This is a genomic window from Serratia sp. JSRIV002, from assembly GCF_019968725.1.
In the GTDB taxonomy this organism is placed as follows: Bacteria; Pseudomonadota; Gammaproteobacteria; order Enterobacterales; family Enterobacteriaceae; genus Chania; species Chania fonticola_B.
In genome coordinates this window covers 5334320-5353679 of sequence record NZ_CP074143.1, presented here as the reverse complement: position 1 = coordinate 5353679, position 19360 = coordinate 5334320, and the positions used below count along the sequence as shown (strand labels likewise).

Genomic DNA, 19360 nt, shown 5'->3' with positions numbered 1-19360 from the left:
TGGAATCCTGATAAGCCAATACCTGCAGTTTGCAGGGGTTTTCTTGGGGTATAACGCCGATAAATGTGGCGATCAGGGTGCGAAGCGGCTGCCATCCGCCGCGAAAATTGGATAAATAAATTCTCAGCGTTGTTAGGGATTGCGAATACATGCAGGCACAGTCACCGTTATCACGCTACCAGCAGGCGCTGGATGCGGGGGAATATCAGGCCGATGCGGTTCAGCGCCAGGCCGTCACGCAGTTGGATCAGATCTATCAGGCGTTGCAGCAGCTCCCGGCTCCTGCCGCCGCTAACGCTGGCAAGCGTCGTAACCTGCTTAGCCGTTGGTTAGGTAAGAGTGAGGAAACCACCACGCAGCGGCCGGTGCAGGGGCTGTATATGTGGGGCGGCGTTGGCCGGGGTAAAACCTGGCTGATGGACCTGTTTTTCCACAGCCTGCCCGGCGATCGCAAACTGCGGCTGCACTTTCACCGCTTTATGCTGCGGGTGCACGAAGAGCTGACGGAGCTGCAAGGGCAGGAAAACCCGCTGGAGATCGTCGCAGACGGCTTCAAGGCGCAAACGGATGTGCTGTGTTTTGACGAGTTCTTTGTCTCCGACATTACCGACGCCATGCTGCTGGCAACGCTGTTGCAGGCGCTGTTCGCTCGCGGTATTACGCTGGTGGCTACTTCTAACATTATTCCGGACAATCTGTATCGTAACGGGCTGCAACGCGCACGCTTCCTACCGGCGATCGATTTGATCAACGAGTATTGCGACGTGATGAACGTGGATGCGGGCATCGATTATCGCTTGCGTACCCTGACGCAGGCCCATCTGTATCTGACCCCGCTCAACCAGCAAACGCAGGACACGATGGACCACATCTTCCTCAAGCTGGCGGGCCACGCCGGGGAAGAAGCTCCGGTGCTGCAAATCAATCACCGGCCAATGCCCACCTTGCGCGCGGTGGAAGGGGTATTGGCGATCGATTTTCATACCCTGTGTGAAGAGCCGCGTAGCCAACTGGATTACATCGCGTTATCACGCCTCTATCACAGCGTGATGCTGTATAATGTGCGCATTATGGGGCCGCTGAAGGAAAATACCGCCCGCCGCTTCCTGGCGCTGGTGGACGAATTCTACGAGCGCCATGTCAAACTGGTGATCGCCGCCGAAGCCTCGATGTTCGAGATCTACCAGGGTGAACAGCTGAAGTTCGAGTTTCAGCGTTGCCTGTCCCGCCTGCAGGAGATGCAGAGCGAGGAGTATCTGAAGCTGCCTCATCTGCCGTAAACGGCGTTCGGGCCTGGCTTTCAGGCCCAGTTTCGCCCCCGATTATCGTCGCCAAATCGGTCCCCTGCGCTAAATCCGTTTTCCCGGTAAAAACAGGTCGACCTTTGTGAGCGACTTCTCTATAATCTTGCGACCCCACGTTACAACAAAGTTTTTTTCCCAAAACTTTGTATAGTGCCGGCAATGGCTATTCGAAGGGGTAGGTTTGCTGGACTTGTATGGTCGTGTGAGCCTCAACTGTTTTCGAGCGTTGGGTGAACACCTACGTGTAACTAAATTATTGGGTAAGCTTTCTAATGAAAACTTTTACAGCTAAACCAGAAACCGTAAAACGTGACTGGTATGTTGTTGATGCAGACGGTAAAACTTTAGGCCGTCTCGCTACTGAACTGGCTCGTCGTCTGCGCGGCAAGCATAAAGCGGAATACACCCCGCACGTTGATACCGGTGACTACATCATCGTTCTGAACGCAGAAAAAGTTGCTGTAACCGGCAACAAGCGTACAGACAAGGTGTATTACCACCACACCGGCCACATCGGTGGTATCAAGCAAGCGACCTTTGAAGAGATGATTGCCCGCCGTCCTGAGCGCGTGATTGAAATCGCGGTTAAAGGCATGCTGCCAAAGGGTCCGTTGGGTCGTGCAATGTTCCGTAAACTGAAAGTTTACGCGGGCACCGAGCACACTCACGCGGCACAGCAACCGCAAGTTCTTGACATCTAATCGGGATTATAGGCAATGGCTGAAAATCAATACTACGGCACTGGTCGCCGCAAAAGCTCCGCCGCTCGCGTTTTTATCAAGCCGGGCAGTGGTAACATCGTTATTAACCAGCGTAGCCTGGAACAGTACTTCGGTCGCGAAACTGCCCGCATGGTAGTTCGTCAACCGCTGGAACTGACCGACATGGTTGGCAAATTCGATTTGTACATCACCGTTAAAGGTGGTGGCATCTCTGGTCAAGCTGGCGCTATCCGTCACGGTATCACCCGTGCACTGATGGAGTACGACGAGACTCTGCGTGGTGAATTGCGTAAAGCTGGCTTCGTCACTCGTGACGCGCGTAAAGTTGAGCGTAAGAAAGTCGGTCTGCGTAAAGCACGTCGCCGTCCGCAGTTCTCCAAGCGTTAATTTTTTCTGCTTCGGCAGGACGATTTACGCGAAAAACCCGCCTCTTCGGCGGGTTTTTTTATGCCTGCAATCAGATTAAACTTTATTAAAATCAGTGAGCTAGGTGATAAATCAACGCATAGCCACCACAAAACAGTCAAAATCTGGTAAACTATCACCCACTTTTGCGCCTGTTCGCCGTGCAGTGCTGTCAGTCTACCTCCGAGGCCGTTTTCCAGACCTAAGGTTTATCTGTGAGCTGCGGGCTTGCGGTCACGATTATTCAGGATAGCAGCCTGAGATACCCAATCAATTTCACGTCGTAGCCAGGCGGCAACAACGCAATGGCTCGTGGAGTGATGGATATTTTGGCTATTCGCCGTATTTTCTAGATAACTTGGAGGTTTTCATGGCTGTCGCTGCCAACAAACGTTCGGTAATGACGCTGTTCTCTGGCCCGACCGACATCTTTAGCCATCAAGTACGTATCGTACTGGCGGAAAAGGGCGTCAGCGTCGAGATCGAGCAGGTAGAACCCGATAATCTGCCGCAGGATCTGATCGACCTCAACCCATACCAAACGGTACCGACGTTGGTCGATCGCGAGCTGACGCTGTATGAATCCCGTATCATCATGGAATACCTTGATGAGCGTTTCCCTCACCCGCCATTGATGCCGGTGTATCCGGTGGCACGCGGTGAAAGCCGTCTGATGATGCTGCGTATCGAGAGAAACTGGTACACGCTGATGTACAAAATCGAGCAGAGCAGCGGCCAGGAAGCTGAATCAGCACGCCGCCAACTGCGCGAAGAGCTGCTGGCGATTGCGCCAATCTTTGGTCAGACCCCGTATTTCATGAGCGAAGAGTTCAGCCTGGTAGACTGCTACCTGGCCCCGCTGCTGTGGCGTTTGCCGCAATTGGGTATCGAACTGAGCGGTGCCGGCTCCAAAGAGCTGAAAGGTTACATGACCCGCGTCTTCGAGCGTGATGCATTCCTGGCCTCTCTGACCGAAGCCGAGCGCGAAATGCGCCTGCAGACTCGGGGCTAAGCATCATGGATATGTCTCAGATGACCCCGCGCCGTCCTTATCTTTTGCGGGCATTCTATGACTGGCTGTTGGATAACCAACTGACTCCGCATCTGGTCGTGGACGTGATGCGCCCAGACGTGCAGGTTCCGATGGAATTTGCACGCGATGGTCAGATTGTGCTGAACATTGCTCCGCGTGCCGTAGGCAACCTGCAATTGGGCGACGACGAAGTGACCTTCAACGCGCGCTTTGGTGGCGTTCCTCGTCAGGTGCTGGTGCCAATGGCGGCCGTGCTGGCGATTTATGCGCGGGAGAACGGGGCTGGTACCCTGTTTGAACCGGAAGCCAAGTATGAAGATGAAGGGGCTTTCGAAGGGCTGGAAGAGGTGTCTAGCCCTACGGGTAGCCTGATGTCAGTGGTTGATAGCGATCGTCAGGATAGCTTGGAAGACGATAACGGCCCTGATGATGAACCGCCTCAGCCGCCACGCGGTGGTGGACGTCCGGCGTTGCGTGTCGTGAAGTAAGCTACGGCAGGCAGGGAAAAAGGTGCAACTCAGGTTGCGCCTTTTTTATTGCCTGTCGATCGGCAAGTTGGGAATCTGGAAGGTAAAAGCAAAGGGCCGGCAAGCCGACCCTTTGGGAGAACGTAGAGGTTTAAATCACACTTCCAGATAACACATGATGCCTTCGGCAGCTTTGCGCCCTTCGGCAATCGCGGTAACCACCAGATCGGAACCGCGAACCGCATCGCCACCAGCGAAGATTTTCGGATTGCTGGTCTGGAAGGCGTTATCGACCGATTCCGGCGCGACGATGCGGCCCTGCTTGTCCAACTGCACATCGTGCGCGGCCAACCAGTCCATCTGGTGTGGGCGGAAGCCAAAGGCCATCACCACCGCATCGGCGTCGATCACGTGCTCGGATCCTGGTACCTGTTCGGCAACCTGGCGGCCATTGGCATCCGGGGCACCCAACTGAGTGCGCACCATCTTGACGCCAGCAACGCGCCCCGCGCTGTTAAGCTCAATGCTCAACGGCTGTAGGTTGAACTGGAACTCGACCCCTTCCTCACGCGCATTCTTCACTTCGCGTTTGGAACCCGGCATGTTCGCTTCATCCCGGCGATAGGCACAGATGACCTGAGTCGCGCCCTGACGAATGGAGGTGCGTACGCAGTCCATGGCGGTGTCACCACCGCCCAGCACGACCACACGCTTGCCTTCCATGCTGACATACGGCTCGTGTTGTTCTGGTTGGTAGCCCATCAGCTGCTTGGTGTTGGCGATCAGGAACGGCAGCGCATCGTACACGCCAGGTGCATCTTCGTTCTCCAATCCACCACGCATTGATTGGTAGGTACCTACGCCGAGGAACACCGCATCGTATTCGCTCAATAGCGCATCCATGGTGATGTCTTTGCCGACCTCGGTATTGAGTTGGAACTCGATACCCATCTCGCTGAAGATGCCACGGCGTTTTACCATCACCTCTTTTTCCAGCTTAAAGGCCGGGATGCCGAAGGTCAGCAAACCTCCGATCTCTGGATGACGATCGTAAACCACCGCTTTGACGCCGTTACGGGTCAATACGTCCGCACAGGCCAGGCCCGCTGGGCCAGCGCCAATAACGGCTACCCGCTTACCGGTTGGGTGCACGTGGGACATATCCGGCTTCCAGCCCATCTCGATGGCTTTATCGCTGATGTAACGCTCGATATTGCCGATGGTCACCGCGCCAAACTCGTCGTTAAGGGTACAGGAACCTTCGCACAGGCGATCTTGCGGACAAACGCGGCCACACACTTCCGGCAGGCTGTTGGTCTGGTGTGCCAGATCCGCCGCCTCCATGATGCGACCTTCATTCGCCAGCTTCAGCCAGTTCGGAATATAGTTGTGAACCGGGCATTTCCATTCGCAATAGGGGTTGCCGCAGGACAGACAACGGTCGGCTTGCGATTTCGCCTGGGTTTCCGAAAAGGGTTCATAGATCTCTACAAACTCAATTTTGCGGATCTTCAGCGGTTTTTTTGGCGGATCAACGCGCTGCAGGTCGATAAATTGATAAACGTTCTGACTCATTCAATGACCCCTTACTGCGCCTGAACCCGCAGCTCGGCTGCGGAACGACTACGGTGACCCAACAATGCTTTGACATCACTGGACTTCGGTTTGACCAGCGCAAACTTCGGCGCCCAAACCGGCCAGTTAGCCAAGATCTCTTCTGCCCGTGATGAACCGGTCAACTGCACGTGTTCGGTGATCAAACCGCGCAGGTGCTCTTCATGGATCGCCAGTTGATCGACGTCCAGCACTTCCACCAGTTCCGGGTTGACGCGTTTGCGGAACTCGCCATCTTCATCCAGTACATAGGCGAAGCCGCCGGTCATACCCGCACCAAAGTTGATGCCGGTCTTGCCCAAGACGCAGACGATGCCACCGGTCATGTATTCACAGCCGTTATCGCCAATGCCTTCAACCACGGTAATTGCCCCGGAGTTACGCACGGCGAAACGCTCCCCGGCACGGCCTGCAGCGAATAGCTTGCCACCGGTTGCGCCGTACAAGCAGGTGTTGCCGATGATGCTGGCTTCGTGGCTGCGGAAGGCAGAGCCCACCGGAGGACGCACGGCGATACGGCCACCGGCCATCCCTTTACCGACATAGTCGTTAGCATCGCCGGTCAGGGTCAGCTCAACGCCGCCGGCATTCCACACGCCGAAGCTCTGGCCTGCGGTACCGGAGAAATGCGCCTTGATCGGATCGGCGGCCATCCCTTGGTCGCCATGCAGGGTGGCAATGGCTCCTGACAAGGTCGCGCCGACGGAACGATCGGTGTTACGAATATCGAAATAGAAGGTCTTGCTGTGCTTGGCCTCAATATGCGGTTGCGCCTGTGCCATCAGCTCCTTGTTCAGCACGCCCTGATCGAACGGTGGGTTGCTGCTTTCGGTGCAGTGCAGGGCTTTGCCCGCGTGTGGCGTGGCGGTTTTCAGCAATGGCGACAGATCCAGCTTGTTCTGCTTGGCGGAGATCCCGTCGAGCTCGGTCAGGAACTCGGTGCGGCCAATCAGATCGACCAGTTGGCTGACGCCGAGCGTAGCCATGATCTCGCGGGTTTCCCGAGCGATAAACTGGAAGTAGTTGGTCACGCGCTCTGGCAGGCCGTGATAGTGATCGCGGCGCAGTTTTTCATCTTGAGTTGCTACGCCGGTCGCGCAGTTGTTCAAGTGGCAGATACGCAGGTATTTACAGCCCAGCGCCACCATCGGGCCGGTGCCGAAGCCAAAGCTCTCTGCACCCAGAATGGCTGCTTTGACAATGTCCACGCCGGTTTTCAGGCCACCATCCACCTGCAGGCGGATCTTGTGGCGCAGGCCGTTGGCCACCAGTGCCTGCTGGGTTTCTACCAGGCCAAGCTCCCATGGGCAGCCAGCATATTTAACTGAAGATAACGGGCTTGCACCGGTGCCACCGTCGTAACCGGCAATGGTGATCAGATCGGCATAGGCTTTCGCTACGCCGGTGGCAATGGTGCCCACGCCCGGCTCGGAAACCAGCTTCACCGAAATCATTGCCTTCGGGTTCACCTGTTTCAGATCGAAAATCAGCTGTGCCAAATCTTCAATCGAATAGATATCGTGATGCGGCGGAGGTGAGATCAGGGTCACGCCCGGCACCGAATAACGCAGTTTGGCGATATACGGTGTGACCTTATCGCCAGGCAACTGACCGCCTTCACCCGGCTTGGCACCTTGGGCGACCTTAATCTGGATCACGTCGGCGTTCACCAGATAGGCTGGCGTCACGCCGAAGCGGCCAGAGGCCACCTGCTTGATCCGGGACACCTTGTTGGTGCCGTAGCGCGCCGGATCTTCACCGCCTTCACCGGAGTTGGAGAAACCGCCCAGGCTGTTCATGGCAATCGCCAGCGACTCATGAGCCTCCGGGCTGAGTGCCCCGATGGACATGGCGGCGGTATCGAAGCGTTTGAACAGTGATTCGGCGGGCTCAACCTGATCGACCGGGATCGGCGCGCCTTTCGGGGTGATCGCCAGCAGGTCGCGCAATGTAGCAATCGGGCGCTCGTTCACCAGCTTGGCATAAGCCTGGTAATCGCTGTATTCACCGCTGTGCACCGCTTTTTGCAGCGAGTTCACCACGTCTGGGTTATACGCATGGTACTCGCCGTTGTGGACGAACTTCAGCAGGCCACCTTGATCCAGCGGCTTGCGTTTCAGCCAGGCGCGTTTGGACAGGTTTTGCAGATCCTGCTGGAAGTCGCTGAAGCTGGCACCGCCGATGCGGCTGACCACGCCCTGGAAGCAGAGATCGGACAGGTCACGGTGCAGGCCAACGGCTTCAAACAGTTTGGAACAGCGGTAAGAGGCGATAGTCGAGATGCCCATTTTGGACATGATCTTGTACAGCCCTTTATTGATGCCGTTACGGTAGTTCAGCATCACGTCGCGGTATTTCTTGTCGATCGCCTGGCTGTCGACCAGCTTGGCCAGCGTTTCGTAGGCCAGATACGGGTAGATGGCGGTGGCACCAAAGCCCAGCAACACGGCGAAGTGATGCGGGTCGCGGGCGCTGGCGGTTTCAACGATGATGTTGGCATCACAGCGCAGGTTTTTGTCCACCAGGCGGGTCTGGATTGCCCCCACCGCCATTGGCGCCGGCACCGGCAGGCGCTGGTTGCTGATGGCACGATCGGACAGTACCAGCAACACTGCGCCGTCACGGACTTTACGTTCCGCTTCGTTGCACAGGGCATGGATGGTCTGTTCCAGATCCTGCTCCGCCGGATCGAAGGTCAGATCGAGCGTGTCGGCACGATAATATTCGCCTTCCAGCGTAGTGAGCTGCTTGAAGTCTGAATACAGCAGGATCGGCGATTTGAAGCTCAGACGATGCGCCTGGCCTTCGGCTTCGCAGAATACGTTCATCTCGCGGCCGATGCTGGTGGCCAGAGACATGACGTGGGCTTCACGCAGCGGATCGATCGGCGGGTTGGTGACCTGAGCGAACTGCTGGCGGAAGTAGTCATAAATGATGCGTGGACGGCTGGAAAGCACGGCGAACGGGGTATCGTCACCCATCGAACCGGTGGCTTCCTGGCCGATCTCGCCCAGTACGCGGATCACCTGGTCCAGCTCTTCGCTACTGTAGCCGAACTGCTTCTGGTAGGTTTCCAGCGTGGCGTCATCCAGCTCGCGGCTGCCCACCTGATCTTCTGGCAGGTCTTCGAACGGTACCAGACGTTTGACGTTCTTCTCCATCCACTCTTTATACGGATGGCGACTTTTCAGATCGTTGTCGGTTTCGGCTGAGTGTAGGATCTTGCCGCTGCGGGTGTCGATCACCATCAGCTCGCCTGGCCCGACGCGGCCTTTTTCGATGACTTCATCCGGCTGGTAATCCCAGATGCCGACTTCTGAGGCACAGGTGATCAGCTTGTCTTTGGTGATGACGTAGCGCGCCGGACGCAGACCGTTACGGTCCAGGTTACAGGCGGCGTAGCGGCCATCGGACATCACGATGCCCGCCGGGCCGTCCCACGGCTCCATGTGCATCGAGTTGAAGTCAAAGAAAGCGCGCAGATCGGTGTCCATATCCGGGTTGTTCTGCCAGGCCGGTGGCACCAGCAAACGCATGGCACGGATCAGATCCATACCGCCTGCCAGCAACAGTTCCAGCATATTATCCAGTGAGCTGGAGTCGGAGCCGGTTTCGTTAACGAAAGGCGCAGCTGCTTGCAAATCCGGGATCAACGGGGTCTGGAACTTGTAGGTACGGGCACGTGCCCACTGGCGGTTACCGGTGATGGTATTGATCTCACCGTTGTGCGCCAGATAGCGGAACGGCTGTGCCAAAGGCCAGCGCGGCACGGTATTGGTTGAGAAGCGCTGGTGGAACAGGCAGATGGCCGATTCCAGCCGCAGGTCGGCCAGATCCAGATAGAAGCGTGGCAGATCGGCTGGCATGCACAGACCTTTGTAGATCGTCACCAGGTTGGAGAAACTGCACACATAGAAGCTGTCGTCCTGGACGCGCTTCTCGATACGGCGACGGGCTACAAACAGGCGGCGTTCCATATCACGTGGACGCCAGCCCGCAGGGGCGTTTACGAAAATCTGTTCAATACGCGGCAGGGAAGAGAGGGCGATCTCACCCAGAACGTCCGGGTTGGTAGGAACTTCGCGCCAGCCGACGATCGACAGCGTTTCGTTCTGCAGCTCTTCTTCAACAATGCGGCGGCTGGCACGGGCTTCCTCTTCGTTCTGGCTGAGGAACATCATGCCAACGGCGTAGTTCTTGGCTAAACGCCAGCCGCGCTCTTCCGCCACCATGCGGAAAAAGCGATCGGGCTTTTGCAATAACAGGCCGCAACCGTCGCCAGTCTTGCCGTCAGCAAGAATTGCACCACGGTGTTGCATGCGGGCCAGTGCGTGAATAGCGGTCCTCACCACTTTGTGGCTAGGTTCGCCTTCTATGTGGGCGATCAGGCCGAAACCACAGTTGTCCCTCTCATGGGATTTATCGTACAGCATATCAGTGAACCTCCCCAGGCTCTGTGTGACTCTTACAACCCACTGCGAAGGGCCTGCTCAATTTCAGGCAGAAGTCCAATCAGCAAGGTTAATATCGCCAATCTGCTTTTCCGCCCTCCATCAATGGCCTCTCGTGACGGTTCTCACAAGTGGTAAATGACTTGTTTTAAGAGGGAGTCTTAAATTACTGCATAATTATGACGAGACGTTTGCCCGTCCAGAAAGCTTCCAGCGGACCTCCAACTTAGCGAGAAAGAATACGCAGGTCAAATATGGGCTTAACAGGGATTTTGATGGCTTGCATGAGGTTTATGATGATGAAAAATAAGTTTTTTCAGACGGTTTTGGCTCGATGGAAAGGCAGGGGGAGTGCCGCAAAAATGTGAGCTGTCTCACTATAGTGCAATGCCTGAATCTCTGCACCATGCTAGTGCTGGCGGCAATGCCAGAGTTTTATTCTGGTAAATTTATATTTATTGTTGTTTATAACTATTTTTCACCGCTTTGTCATAAAGCTGTTAACAGTGCGCTGAGGATTAGAAACTTTCATCGAGATAAAAATGATTTTATTTGCACTAATAATGAATAGTTATGCCTACGGCGGCCTTTGGGGAAAAGCGTTGATCCCTGTCATCGCGGGAAAAGCCGTTTCTTATTAGCATAACGGCCTTCAAACACAGAGAGACACCAAGATTATGCAGTTGCCGCAATTAGTCAATATGTTTGGTAGCGATCTTCAGCGCCGTTATGGGGAGAAGATCCACAAACTCACGCTGCACGGTGGGTTTAGCTGCCCGAACCGCGACGGCACGCTGGGGCGCGGTGGCTGCACTTTCTGCAACGTGGCCTCTTTTGCCGATGAACAGATGCAGCAGCAAAGCATTGCGGAGCAACTGGCCATTCAGGCGCAGAAGGTTAACCGGGCCAAGCGCTATCTGGCCTATTTCCAGGCCTATACCAGCACTTATGCCGAAGTCGAACTGTTGGCCAACATGTATCGGCAGGCGCTGACGCAGGCCGAGATGGTGGGTATCTGTGTCGGCACCCGGCCAGACTGTGTGCCGGAAGCGGCGCTCGATCTGCTGGCAGGCTACCGTGAGCAGGGCTTCGAGGTGTGGCTGGAGCTGGGGCTGCAAACGGCGCACGATAAAACACTAAAGCGCATCAACCGTGGTCACAATTTCTCCTGTTACCAGCAGACCAGCCGCCTGGCGCGGGAACGCGGCCTGAAGGTATGCAGCCACCTGATCGTTGGCCTGCCCGGTGAGACTCATCAACATCATCTGGCTACGCTGCAAGCGGTGGCTGAGAGCGGGGTAGACGGCATCAAGCTGCACCCGCTGCATATTGTCACCGGTAGTACCATGGCGCGAGCCTGGCAGGCGGGGCGTTTGCCCGAGCTGTCGCTGGAAGATTACGCATTCAGCGCCGGGGAAATGATCCGCCATACGCCGAAGGAGATTATCTACCACCGCATCTCGGCCAGCGCCCGTCGGCCCACCCTGTTGGCACCATTATGGTGCGAAAACCGTTGGAACGGCATGCAGGCCGTCGGCGGCTATCTTCAGCGGCATGGTGGTCAGGGTTCGGCTTTGGCCGTAGGCCAGCAATACCAGCCTTAAAACCCTGTTCTCAGGTTGCGAATTGCAACCATTCCCACAGTTCACAGTAAGGTTTCTTATCTTGACCGCATTTTACGGTATGATTTGAGAGATTATGTCTGTTGGGAATGGCTCATGAAGCAAATCCGGGTGTTAGCCCAGTACTACGTTGATTTGATGGTAAAACTGGGGCTGGTGCGCTTTTCACTGTTGCTGGCTTCAGCGCTGGTGATACTGGCGATGGTGGTGCAGATGGCGGTCACCATGCTGTTGCGTGGTGAAGTGGAAAGCATCGACGTGGTGCGCTCCATCTTCTTCGGTCTACTGATCACGCCGTGGGCGGTTTATTTCCTTTCGGTGGTGGTAGAGCAACTGGAAGAGTCGCGCCAGCGCCTGGCTCGGCTGGTGGATAAGCTTGAGGAGATGCGCAATCGCGATCTCGCGCTGAACCAGCAGATGCAAGAGAACATCAGCCAGCTCAATCAGGAAATTGCCGACCGTATCAAGGCGGAGCAAGATCGCCAACAGGTGATGGATAAGCTGACCGAAGAGATGGAGCAGCGCGAACAGGCGCAGGTGGAGTTGGGCCAACAATCAGCATTGCTACGCTCTTTCCTCGATGCCTCCCCCGATCTGGTTTACTACCGCAACGAAGAAAAAGAGTTTTCCGGCTGCAACCGGGCGATGGAGCTGCTGACCGGCAAGAGTGAAAAACAGCTGATCGGCCTGACCCCCTTTGATGTCTACAGCAAAGAGATCGCCGAAAAAGTCATCGAAACCGATGAGAAAGTATTCCGCCATAACGTCTCCCTGACCTATGAACAATGGTTGGTGTACCCAGACGGTCGCAAGGCCTGTTTTGAATTGCGCAAGGTGCCGTTTTACGACCGCGTGGGCAAACGTCACGGGCTGATGGGCTTTGGCCGCGATATAACCGAGCGTAAGCGCTATCAGGACGCGCTGGAGAACGCCAGCAGGGAGAAGACTACCTTTATCTCAACGATCAGCCACGAGCTTCGTACGCCGCTTAATGGCATCGTCGGCCTGAGCCGTATTCTGCTCGATACCGAACTGAACGATGAGCAACTGAAGTATTTGAAAACCATCCACGTCAGTGCCATCACCCTGGGTAATATTTTCAACGACATCATCGAGATGGATAAACTCGAGCGGCGTAAGGTCCAGTTGGACAATCAGCCGGTCGACTTTACCGGCTTCCTGGCGGATCTGGAGAACCTCTCCGGCCTGCTGGTGCAGCCGAAAGGGCTGCAGTTCGTGATGGAGCCCGAGTTACCGCTACCGGAGAAAATCATTACGGACGGCACACGCCTGCGTCAGATCCTGTGGAACCTGATCGGCAACGCGGTGAAATTCACCCAGCAAGGCCAGATCGTGGTGCGCGTCAGGCGCGAAGAGCAGGAACAGATCGTGTTTGAGGTTGAAGACTCAGGCATGGGGATCCCGCAGGATGAGCAAGACAAGATTTTCGCCATGTATTATCAGGTCAAAGACCAGAACGGCGGGCGTCCGGCGACCGGCACCGGGATCGGTCTGGCGGTCTCCAAACGGCTGGCGCAGAGTATGGGCGGAGATATCACAGTAAACAGCGCACAAGGGCACGGTTCTTGCTTCACCTTGACCATCAAGGCGCCAGCGGTGGACGAAGTGGTCAATGAGGTCCAGGCGGTGGAAGAAATGCCGCTACCGGCGTTGCATATCCTGCTGGTGGAAGATATCGAACTGAACGTGATCGTGGCGCGTTCGGTGTTGGAGAAGCTGGGTAACAGCGTTGCGGTAGCCATGAACGGCAGCGATGCGTTAGCCATGTTCGACCCGGACGAGTTCGATCTGGCTCTGTTGGATATTCAATTGCCGGACATGAGCGGGCTGGATATCGCCCGTGAGCTGCGCGAGCGTTATGCGGGCCGCTCGTTGCCGCCGCTGATTGCGTTGACAGCTAATGTCCTGAAAGACAAGAAAGAGTATCTTGAAGCGGGCATGGACGATGTGCTGAGCAAGCCGTTGTCGGTACCGGCCTTGACCAAGATGATCAAACATTACTGGGATCATCAACCCCAACATACCACAAAGAAAACGGAGCAAAAGTCGATGCAGATTAATGAATCGTTATTGGATACCGCAATGCTGGAGCAGTACATGGATCTGGTGGGGCCGCAGCTGATCCATCAGAGCCTGGCGATGTTTGAACAGGTTATGCCGGGGTATCTGGCGGTGCTGGATTCCAACATGACCGCGAAGGACGAGAAAGGGATCACCGAAGAAGGGCACAAAATCAAGGGTGCCGCTGGCTCCGTCGGGCTAAAACATCTGCAACAGCTGGCCCAGCAGATCCAGACGCCAACGTTACCAGCCTGGCAAGACAACGTGCAAGAATGGGTCGATGAGCTGAAGCAGGAGTGGCGCAATGACGTGGCGGTGCTGCGAGCTTGGGTAGAGAACGCTGAAAAAAAATGACCCCAGCCGAGGCCGGGGTGCGCGAATATTGCGCCAACACCAGGGAAATCATTAACCTGCGTATTGGTTTTTAGCGTTCTGGTAGAGCAGGTGGTACGAAATTCGTATACATCATACAGCGAACAACATAGCAAATGTAAGCGCTCTTGTTAGAAGAATCATTAAAATATGTGATGTAGTTAGTATTTGTCGCCTCTGGGCCTGCCTTTGCCGGCGGTCCTGGCTGGGAGAATGTCGATGAAACAGGTCGCTGTAGTGCTGAGTGGTTGTGGTGTTTATGACGGGGCAGAAATCCATGAGGCGGTGCTCACCTTGCTGGCTCTGGATCGTGCCGGTGCGCAAGCGGTCTGCTTTGCACCGGATAAGGCACAACTACATGTTATTAATCATTTATCCGGCGAAGAAATGCCAGAGAGTCGCAACGTTTTGCTGGAGTCGGCGCGCATCGCTCGTGGCAAAATTCAGGCGCTTTCACAGGCCGATGCCGAGCAGTTGGATGCCCTGATTGTGCCCGGTGGATTTGGTGCGGCGAAGAATTTGAGCAGCTTTGCCACGCAAGGGGCGGAATGTTCAGTGGATCCCGATTTGTCTAAGCTTATTCTGGAAATGCATAAGAGAAACAAACCAATGGGTTTGATGTGCATTGCGCCCACGCTGTTGCCGAAAGTTCTCGATCAACCGTTGCGATTGACCATTGGTAACGATCCCGATCTGGGGGAAGTGATTGATGCCATGGGCGGTGAGCCGGTGATCTGCCCGGTAGATGACATCGTAGTTGATATTGAAAACAAGGTTGTCACGACCCCGGCCTACATGTTGGCCCAGTCGATCGGCGAGGCAGCGCAGGGAATTGATAAGCTGGTGTCACGAGTGCTGGATCTGGTGGAATGATAAGGTTTTCTCGTAAATCGTGGATTGTTCGCCTGTGGTTTTGGTTTAAACGAGGCGTTCTTGCGGTTATTGGCCTGTGGCTGGTGGGGATCATTCTATTCGCTTTTCTGCCGGTGCCGTTTTCTGCGGTGATGGTGGAGCGGCAGCTCGGTGCCTGGCTGAGTGGGGATTTCGGCTATGTGGCGCATTCCGACTGGGTAGCGATGGACGATATTGCCCCCTCGATGGCGCTGGCGGTGATGGCGGCAGAGGATCAGAAATTCCCCGATCACTGGGGGTTTGACGTGGCGGCTATTGAAAAGGCGATCAGCCATAATGAAAAACGGCCAACGCGCATCCGTGGTGCTTCTACCCTTTCCCAGCAAACGGCAAAGAACCTGTTTTTGTGGGATGGGCGCAGCTGGCTGCGCAAGGGGCTGGAGGTTGGGCTAACGGCAGGTATTGAGCTGGTATGGACCAAACGGCGTATTTTGACGGTGTACTTGAATATCGTCGAGTTTGGTGACGGTATCTTTGGCGTGGAAGCGGCGGCTCAGCACTTTTTCCACAAGCCGGCAAGCCGTCTGACGGCCTCGGAAGCGGCCCTGCTGGCGGCGGTGCTGCCTAATCCACATCGTTTCAAGGCCGGTGCCCCTTCGGGGTACGTGATCCAGCGCCAACAGTGGATTATGCGTCAGATGCGCCAGTTGGGTGGCGAAGGATTTCTCAAGGCGAACGATCTGAAGTGATCGTGATACAGGGTCTATGGGGTATCTGGATCACCCCAAGACCCGACTCACGAGATTATTTAACGTAGGTAAACGCCGTTGTCACGTGCTTCACGCCGCTAACCTGGCTGGCGATCTGCGCCGCAGACTGGCCTTCCTGCTGTGTCACCAAACCTAGCAAGAACACTTCGCCATTTTCGGTAGTGACCTTCACGTTTGAAGATTTGACGGTATCGCTGGTCAGGATCTGCGAACGCACCTTGGTGGTGATCCAGGTATCGGAAGAGGCGGTGCCCAGGCTGACCGGCGTGCCCTGGCGAATTTCGTTATACACCTCAGCGGCACCATCGACGCCAAGTGCGATCTGTTTCGCCCGGCTGGCGAGCTCGGTGGTAGGAGCCTGGCCGGTCAGCAGCACTTTGCCCTGATAGGCGGTGGCTACGACACGGGCTTCTTTCTTCAGTTGCTGATCTTTGCTGATGGCATTTTCGACCCGGGCTTCCAACGTGCCGTCATCGACCTGTGTGCCTACGGTGCGTGGATCGGTCGCCGTTTTGGTGGCAACCGCGGCGCTGCCAACGACAACGCCCGCGACGCAACCCTGCAACAGTAGGGCGCTGAACAGCACTGCAAATGTGGCTCTTAGCTTCATCTCAGTTCCTTTAATCGTCCTGGTGGGGGAACAATGTGTTATCAATCAGGTCGCATAGGCAATTGACGGTAAGCATATGCATCTCCTGAATGCGTGCACTGCGGTGAGAGGGGATACGTATCTCCACATCCTGCTGGCCGAGTAAACCCGCCAACTCTCCGCCATCGTAGCCGGTAAGCGCAACAATGGTCATATCACGCGTTACCGCAGCTTCGACCGCTTTTACAATATCACGGCTATTGCCGCGGGTGGAAATCGCCAGCAGTACGTCACCGGTGTGGCCGAGTGCCCGCACCTGTTTGGCATACATTTCATCATGCAGACGATCGTTGCCGATGGCGGTCAGCACCACGTTATCGGCGTTTAGCGCGATCGCGGGCAGGCTGGGGCGTTCGGTTTCAAAGCGGTTGATCATGCAGGCAGCAAAATGCTGAGCGTTAGCCGCCGAGGTGCCGTTGCCACAGCACAGGATCTTGTTGCCGTTCAATAACGATTGAACCAGGGTCATCGCGGCACGGGATATCGCGTCAGGTAAGGCTTCCGCTGCCGCAATCTGGGTTTGGATACTCTCGGTAAAACAGACTTTGATTCTATCCAGCACGTTGTTTTAATCCACTAGGTCAAAGGGCCGGCATACACCGGTCAACAGGGTTTAATCCGCATTGAAGGCATTGGGTATCCATTCTAACTGGCTACCGGTAATGGCTAAAACATCAAAACGGCAAGATGATGTGTCAAAACTGGCTCCTCGCCCTGCCAGCCAAACGGCGGCGGCATGCAGCAATCGCCGTTGCTTGCGGTAAGTCACGCTGGCCGCTGCGTCACCAAAGGCGGCGTTGCGGCGGTAGCGGACTTCGACGAATACCCAGGTTTGACCATCACGCATGATGAGATCGAGCTCACCCCCACGTACCACCACGTTGGCGGCGGTGAAGGTAAGCCCCGCGCGCTCCAGGTATTGGCGGGCCTGGAACTCATAGCCCGCCCCCTTGGCGCGTTGACTCAGGAGACCGGAACGACCGAGCCCTGGCGGTATTGCAGCCAAGTCAGTTTCCTGGTGATCACACAGTTAGGTGAAGATGTCAGCACACCGGTGGTGCCTGAAATCTGGAATCCTGGCAACTGGCGCATTTGAGCAAAGTGGTTGGCCAATGTCCAGGCATCCATCCCCATGGCGTAGAGGCGCACCAGGGAATAGTCGTTACGGAATTTGGCGGTGGCTTGCTGCTGCAACTGTGGATTGGCCCCTGCCAGCAGAGGAATATCACTGAATTGCAGGCCTTCCATTTCCAGACGGAAGTCCGGGCCAGCACCGGCCTGATAGCTGCGTGAACTGGCAAACATGGCAGGTTTGCTACGAGAGCTGGTGGTCATGTCGATCATCGGCTTGATCAGCGTCAGCTGGTCCTGCGTGGCGACAATATACACCGAGTCCACGCCACCGCCGGTAGAGGCCGGGATATCGCTTGGTGGCGCTGGAATAGTCAGACCAGCGATAGTCACCGACTGCTGCGCCGGAGCCTGTGAGGCCACCGGGGTGCCGCTCATGCGAATGCCGCCGCTGTTGACCATCTGGCGTAGCTCACCGGCAGAACCGATCCCTTGCTGCAGCACGGTCTGGCCGCCGAGTTTCTGCCACTCTTCGGTGAAGGCTTTGGCAATGCGATCGCCAAACGAGCCGCGTGGCAGCAGCAGTAACGGCTGGCGTTTTTGCTGTTCCCAGATATGGCGGGCGGCGTCACGGGCCTCATCTTCCGGTGACAGGGCGAAGTAACAGATATTCGGGCTGTCCTTCGGTTGCTCAGGCTGGTTGAGTGCCAACACGTTCAACGTCGTCGAGGTAGTGGCGAGTTGATCGACTTCGGCCTTCAATAGCGGGCCCACGACCAGGGTAGCGCCATCCTGCTGGGCTTGAGCCAACAACGCTGGCAGAGGCTGACTGGTGGTGTCGTAGACCTTCACCTGCCCGCCGGTTGCCGGGGCTGGAGTGACGGGTACCGGAGCAGGAGTAGCGGGTTGTACTGCGGCTACCTGAGTTGTATCCGCCGCAGGGGCTGAAGTGCTTACGGCACCGTTGGCATTGTCTGGCGTTGCTGCCGCGGTCTGGTCAGGGTTATTGGTCGGCTGCATTGCCTGAACGGGCGCAGTGAGTGCGATGCCACTTTGCGCAGCGTTAAAGCCCTGCTGGATCGCATCGGCAAACACCTTGGCCTGGCCGTTCAGCGGCAGCAGCAGGGCGATATGCGAAGTCGAAGCCTGGGTGAAATTCAGCACCTGATTCAACTGCGTTGGCAGGCTTTTCGCCGCCGGATTTTGCGGATAGCGGTTCTGCCAGTCTTTGATCCCGGCCTTCAGCAGATCGGGATCCTGACGGTTGTCCTGATAGACTCGTAACAGATCCAGCCAGCCTTGCAGCACGTTTTCGTTGGCGTTAATCACCAGGCTGTTCATGTCGGCCGGCTTCAGGCCAAGCAGCGTTTGCCAGGTTTTATCCAGGTTATCCTGATGAGCCTGGCCGCTTAGTAACGGTTCCTGGGCAATATAGGCACGGATCAGCGGCAGTGAGGCTTGGCCCTGATTTGCCGCGATCTGCGCCTGATACAGGCGAACCAGTTGATTCGGTGACAGCGCGCTGCTGTCGATGTTATTCAGTGCATCGCGGGCTGCGCTCAAATTCTTGTTGGCCACCTGCAGTTCTGCGCTTAATAGTTGGCGCTCAAGCTGCTGTGTACTCGTCAGGTTTTGCGGCAGGGTGCTCAGTTGCTCGTTGGCCTGTGGCAGTTTGCCTTCGCGAGTTAATGCGCGAATCGCAAGTAATTGCCAGTCAGCCTTGTTATCATCGCTGCTTTGCTGCAACTGTTGCAGATAGTAATCAGAGTTGGCACTGGCTTCGTCCTGGATATTTGAGGGCGGAGTTTGTGGAACCTGACTTGGACAACCAGCTAACAGCAAGGCTGCCAGTACAACAGGTACTAATCGCCCTGCTTTGGTACGAAGGAATGTTGAGGAAAGCATACTGTATCCAGTGATGTTTTTTTCAAGATGCTCAATATTAA

At 56.0% G+C, this 19360-nt stretch carries 15 protein-coding genes; 9 read left to right on the top strand and 6 right to left on the bottom strand.

Features of this window, described 5'->3' with window-relative positions:
- The first annotated feature begins 149 nt into the window (after window positions 1-149).
- From zapE to sspB, 5 genes are all read left to right on the top strand, one after another.
- Complete coding sequence (gene zapE, locus KGP26_RS25030) at window positions 150-1280, top strand: cell division protein ZapE (protein ID WP_021180679.1); 1131 nt, start codon at window positions 150-152, stop codon at window positions 1278-1280.
- A gap of 296 nt (window positions 1281-1576) precedes the next feature.
- Window positions 1577-2005 carry a 50S ribosomal protein L13 gene (gene rplM, locus KGP26_RS25025; protein WP_021180678.1) on the top strand — a complete coding sequence of 143 codons (429 nt, stop codon included), beginning with the start codon at window positions 1577-1579 and terminating at the stop codon, window positions 2003-2005.
- Window positions 2006-2020: 15 nt separating this feature from the next.
- Entirely contained in the window at window positions 2021-2413 is a 393-nt protein-coding gene (rpsI, locus tag KGP26_RS25020; RefSeq protein WP_021180677.1) for a 30S ribosomal protein S9, read from the top strand.
- A gap of 388 nt (window positions 2414-2801) precedes the next feature.
- Entirely contained in the window at window positions 2802-3443 is a 642-nt protein-coding gene (gene sspA / locus KGP26_RS25015; protein ID WP_021180676.1) for a stringent starvation protein SspA, read from the top strand.
- A gap of 5 nt (window positions 3444-3448) precedes the next feature.
- Window positions 3449-3952, top strand: a complete 504-nt coding sequence (gene sspB / locus KGP26_RS25010; RefSeq protein ID WP_037376229.1) for a ClpXP protease specificity-enhancing factor — start codon at window positions 3449-3451, stop codon at window positions 3950-3952.
- Between the two features lie 135 nt (window positions 3953-4087).
- Here the strand turns inward: sspB and KGP26_RS25005 are convergent, their stop codons facing one another.
- Together KGP26_RS25005 and gltB are read right to left on the bottom strand one after the other, a co-directional pair.
- A complete protein-coding gene (locus tag KGP26_RS25005; protein ID WP_021806948.1) occupies window positions 4088-5506 on the bottom strand; it encodes a glutamate synthase small subunit in 1419 nt (472 codons plus the stop codon).
- 11 nt (window positions 5507-5517) lie between these two features.
- Window positions 5518-9978, bottom strand: coding sequence for a glutamate synthase large subunit (gene gltB, locus KGP26_RS25000; protein WP_021806947.1), 4461 nt, complete (start codon window positions 9976-9978; stop codon window positions 5518-5520).
- A gap of 695 nt (window positions 9979-10673) precedes the next feature.
- Between gltB and KGP26_RS24995 the strand changes: the two genes are divergently transcribed.
- From KGP26_RS24995 to mtgA, 4 genes are all read left to right on the top strand, one after another.
- Complete coding sequence (locus KGP26_RS24995) at window positions 10674-11600, top strand: TIGR01212 family radical SAM protein (protein WP_021806946.1); 927 nt, start codon at window positions 10674-10676, stop codon at window positions 11598-11600.
- A 114-nt stretch (window positions 11601-11714) separates the two neighbouring features.
- The gene (gene arcB, locus KGP26_RS24990; protein WP_021806945.1) at window positions 11715-14054 is read left to right on the top strand and encodes an aerobic respiration two-component sensor histidine kinase ArcB; all 2340 of its coding nucleotides are present in this window, start codon (window positions 11715-11717) and stop codon (window positions 14052-14054) included.
- A 237-nt stretch (window positions 14055-14291) separates the two neighbouring features.
- Entirely contained in the window at window positions 14292-14945 is a 654-nt protein-coding gene (gene elbB, locus KGP26_RS24985; protein WP_021806944.1) for an isoprenoid biosynthesis glyoxalase ElbB, read from the top strand.
- The gene (gene mtgA, locus KGP26_RS24980; protein ID WP_059198977.1) at window positions 14942-15673 is read left to right on the top strand and encodes a monofunctional biosynthetic peptidoglycan transglycosylase; all 732 of its coding nucleotides are present in this window, start codon (window positions 14942-14944) and stop codon (window positions 15671-15673) included. The genes elbB and mtgA overlap by 4 nt, the downstream gene beginning before the upstream one ends.
- Window positions 15674-15728: 55 nt before the next feature.
- Here mtgA and dolP read toward each other — a convergent pair whose 3' ends face one another.
- Genes dolP through KGP26_RS24960 form a run of 4 tightly spaced genes read right to left on the bottom strand, consistent with a single transcriptional unit; the run spans window position 15729 to window position 19319 of the window.
- On the bottom strand, window positions 15729-16304 hold the full coding sequence (gene dolP, locus KGP26_RS24975; protein WP_021180667.1) for a division/outer membrane stress-associated lipid-binding lipoprotein: 576 nt from the start codon (window positions 16302-16304) through the stop codon (window positions 15729-15731).
- A gap of 10 nt (window positions 16305-16314) precedes the next feature.
- Window positions 16315-16905 carry a DnaA initiator-associating protein DiaA gene (diaA, locus tag KGP26_RS24970; protein WP_021806942.1) on the bottom strand — a complete coding sequence of 197 codons (591 nt, stop codon included), beginning with the start codon at window positions 16903-16905 and terminating at the stop codon, window positions 16315-16317.
- Between the two features lie 51 nt (window positions 16906-16956).
- Window positions 16957-17310: a YraN family protein gene (locus KGP26_RS24965; RefSeq protein WP_172414006.1), complete on the bottom strand. Its 354-nt coding sequence runs from the start codon at window positions 17308-17310 to the stop codon at window positions 16957-16959.
- Complete coding sequence (locus KGP26_RS24960; RefSeq protein WP_059198976.1) at window positions 17307-19319, bottom strand: penicillin-binding protein activator; 2013 nt, start codon at window positions 19317-19319, stop codon at window positions 17307-17309. Before KGP26_RS24960 ends, KGP26_RS24965 begins: the two co-directional genes overlap by 4 nt.
- Between the last annotated feature and the right edge of the window lie 41 nt (window positions 19320-19360).

Excerpts from the sequence above, each read along its gene's own strand:
- zapE (WP_021180679.1), top strand. The coding sequence starts at position 150 with ATGCAGGCACAGTCACCGTTATCACGCTACCAGCAGGCGCTGGATGCG.
- rplM (WP_021180678.1), top strand. The coding sequence starts at position 1,577 with ATGAAAACTTTTACAGCTAAACCAGAAACCGTAAAACGTGACTGGTAT.
- rpsI (WP_021180677.1), top strand. The coding sequence starts at position 2,021 with ATGGCTGAAAATCAATACTACGGCACTGGTCGCCGCAAAAGCTCCGCC.
- sspA (WP_021180676.1), top strand. The coding sequence starts at position 2,802 with ATGGCTGTCGCTGCCAACAAACGTTCGGTAATGACGCTGTTCTCTGGC.
- sspB (WP_037376229.1), top strand. The coding sequence starts at position 3,449 with ATGGATATGTCTCAGATGACCCCGCGCCGTCCTTATCTTTTGCGGGCA.
- KGP26_RS25005 (WP_021806948.1), bottom strand. The coding sequence starts at position 5,506 with ATGAGTCAGAACGTTTATCAATTTATCGACCTGCAGCGCGTTGATCCG.
- gltB (WP_021806947.1), bottom strand. The coding sequence starts at position 9,978 with ATGCTGTACGATAAATCCCATGAGAGGGACAACTGTGGTTTCGGCCTG.
- KGP26_RS24995 (WP_021806946.1), top strand. The coding sequence starts at position 10,674 with ATGCAGTTGCCGCAATTAGTCAATATGTTTGGTAGCGATCTTCAGCGC.
- arcB (WP_021806945.1), top strand. The coding sequence starts at position 11,715 with ATGAAGCAAATCCGGGTGTTAGCCCAGTACTACGTTGATTTGATGGTA.
- elbB (WP_021806944.1), top strand. The coding sequence starts at position 14,292 with ATGAAACAGGTCGCTGTAGTGCTGAGTGGTTGTGGTGTTTATGACGGG.
- mtgA (WP_059198977.1), top strand. The coding sequence starts at position 14,942 with ATGATAAGGTTTTCTCGTAAATCGTGGATTGTTCGCCTGTGGTTTTGG.
- dolP (WP_021180667.1), bottom strand. The coding sequence starts at position 16,304 with ATGAAGCTAAGAGCCACATTTGCAGTGCTGTTCAGCGCCCTACTGTTG.
- KGP26_RS24960 (WP_059198976.1), bottom strand. The coding sequence starts at position 19,319 with ATGCTTTCCTCAACATTCCTTCGTACCAAAGCAGGGCGATTAGTACCT.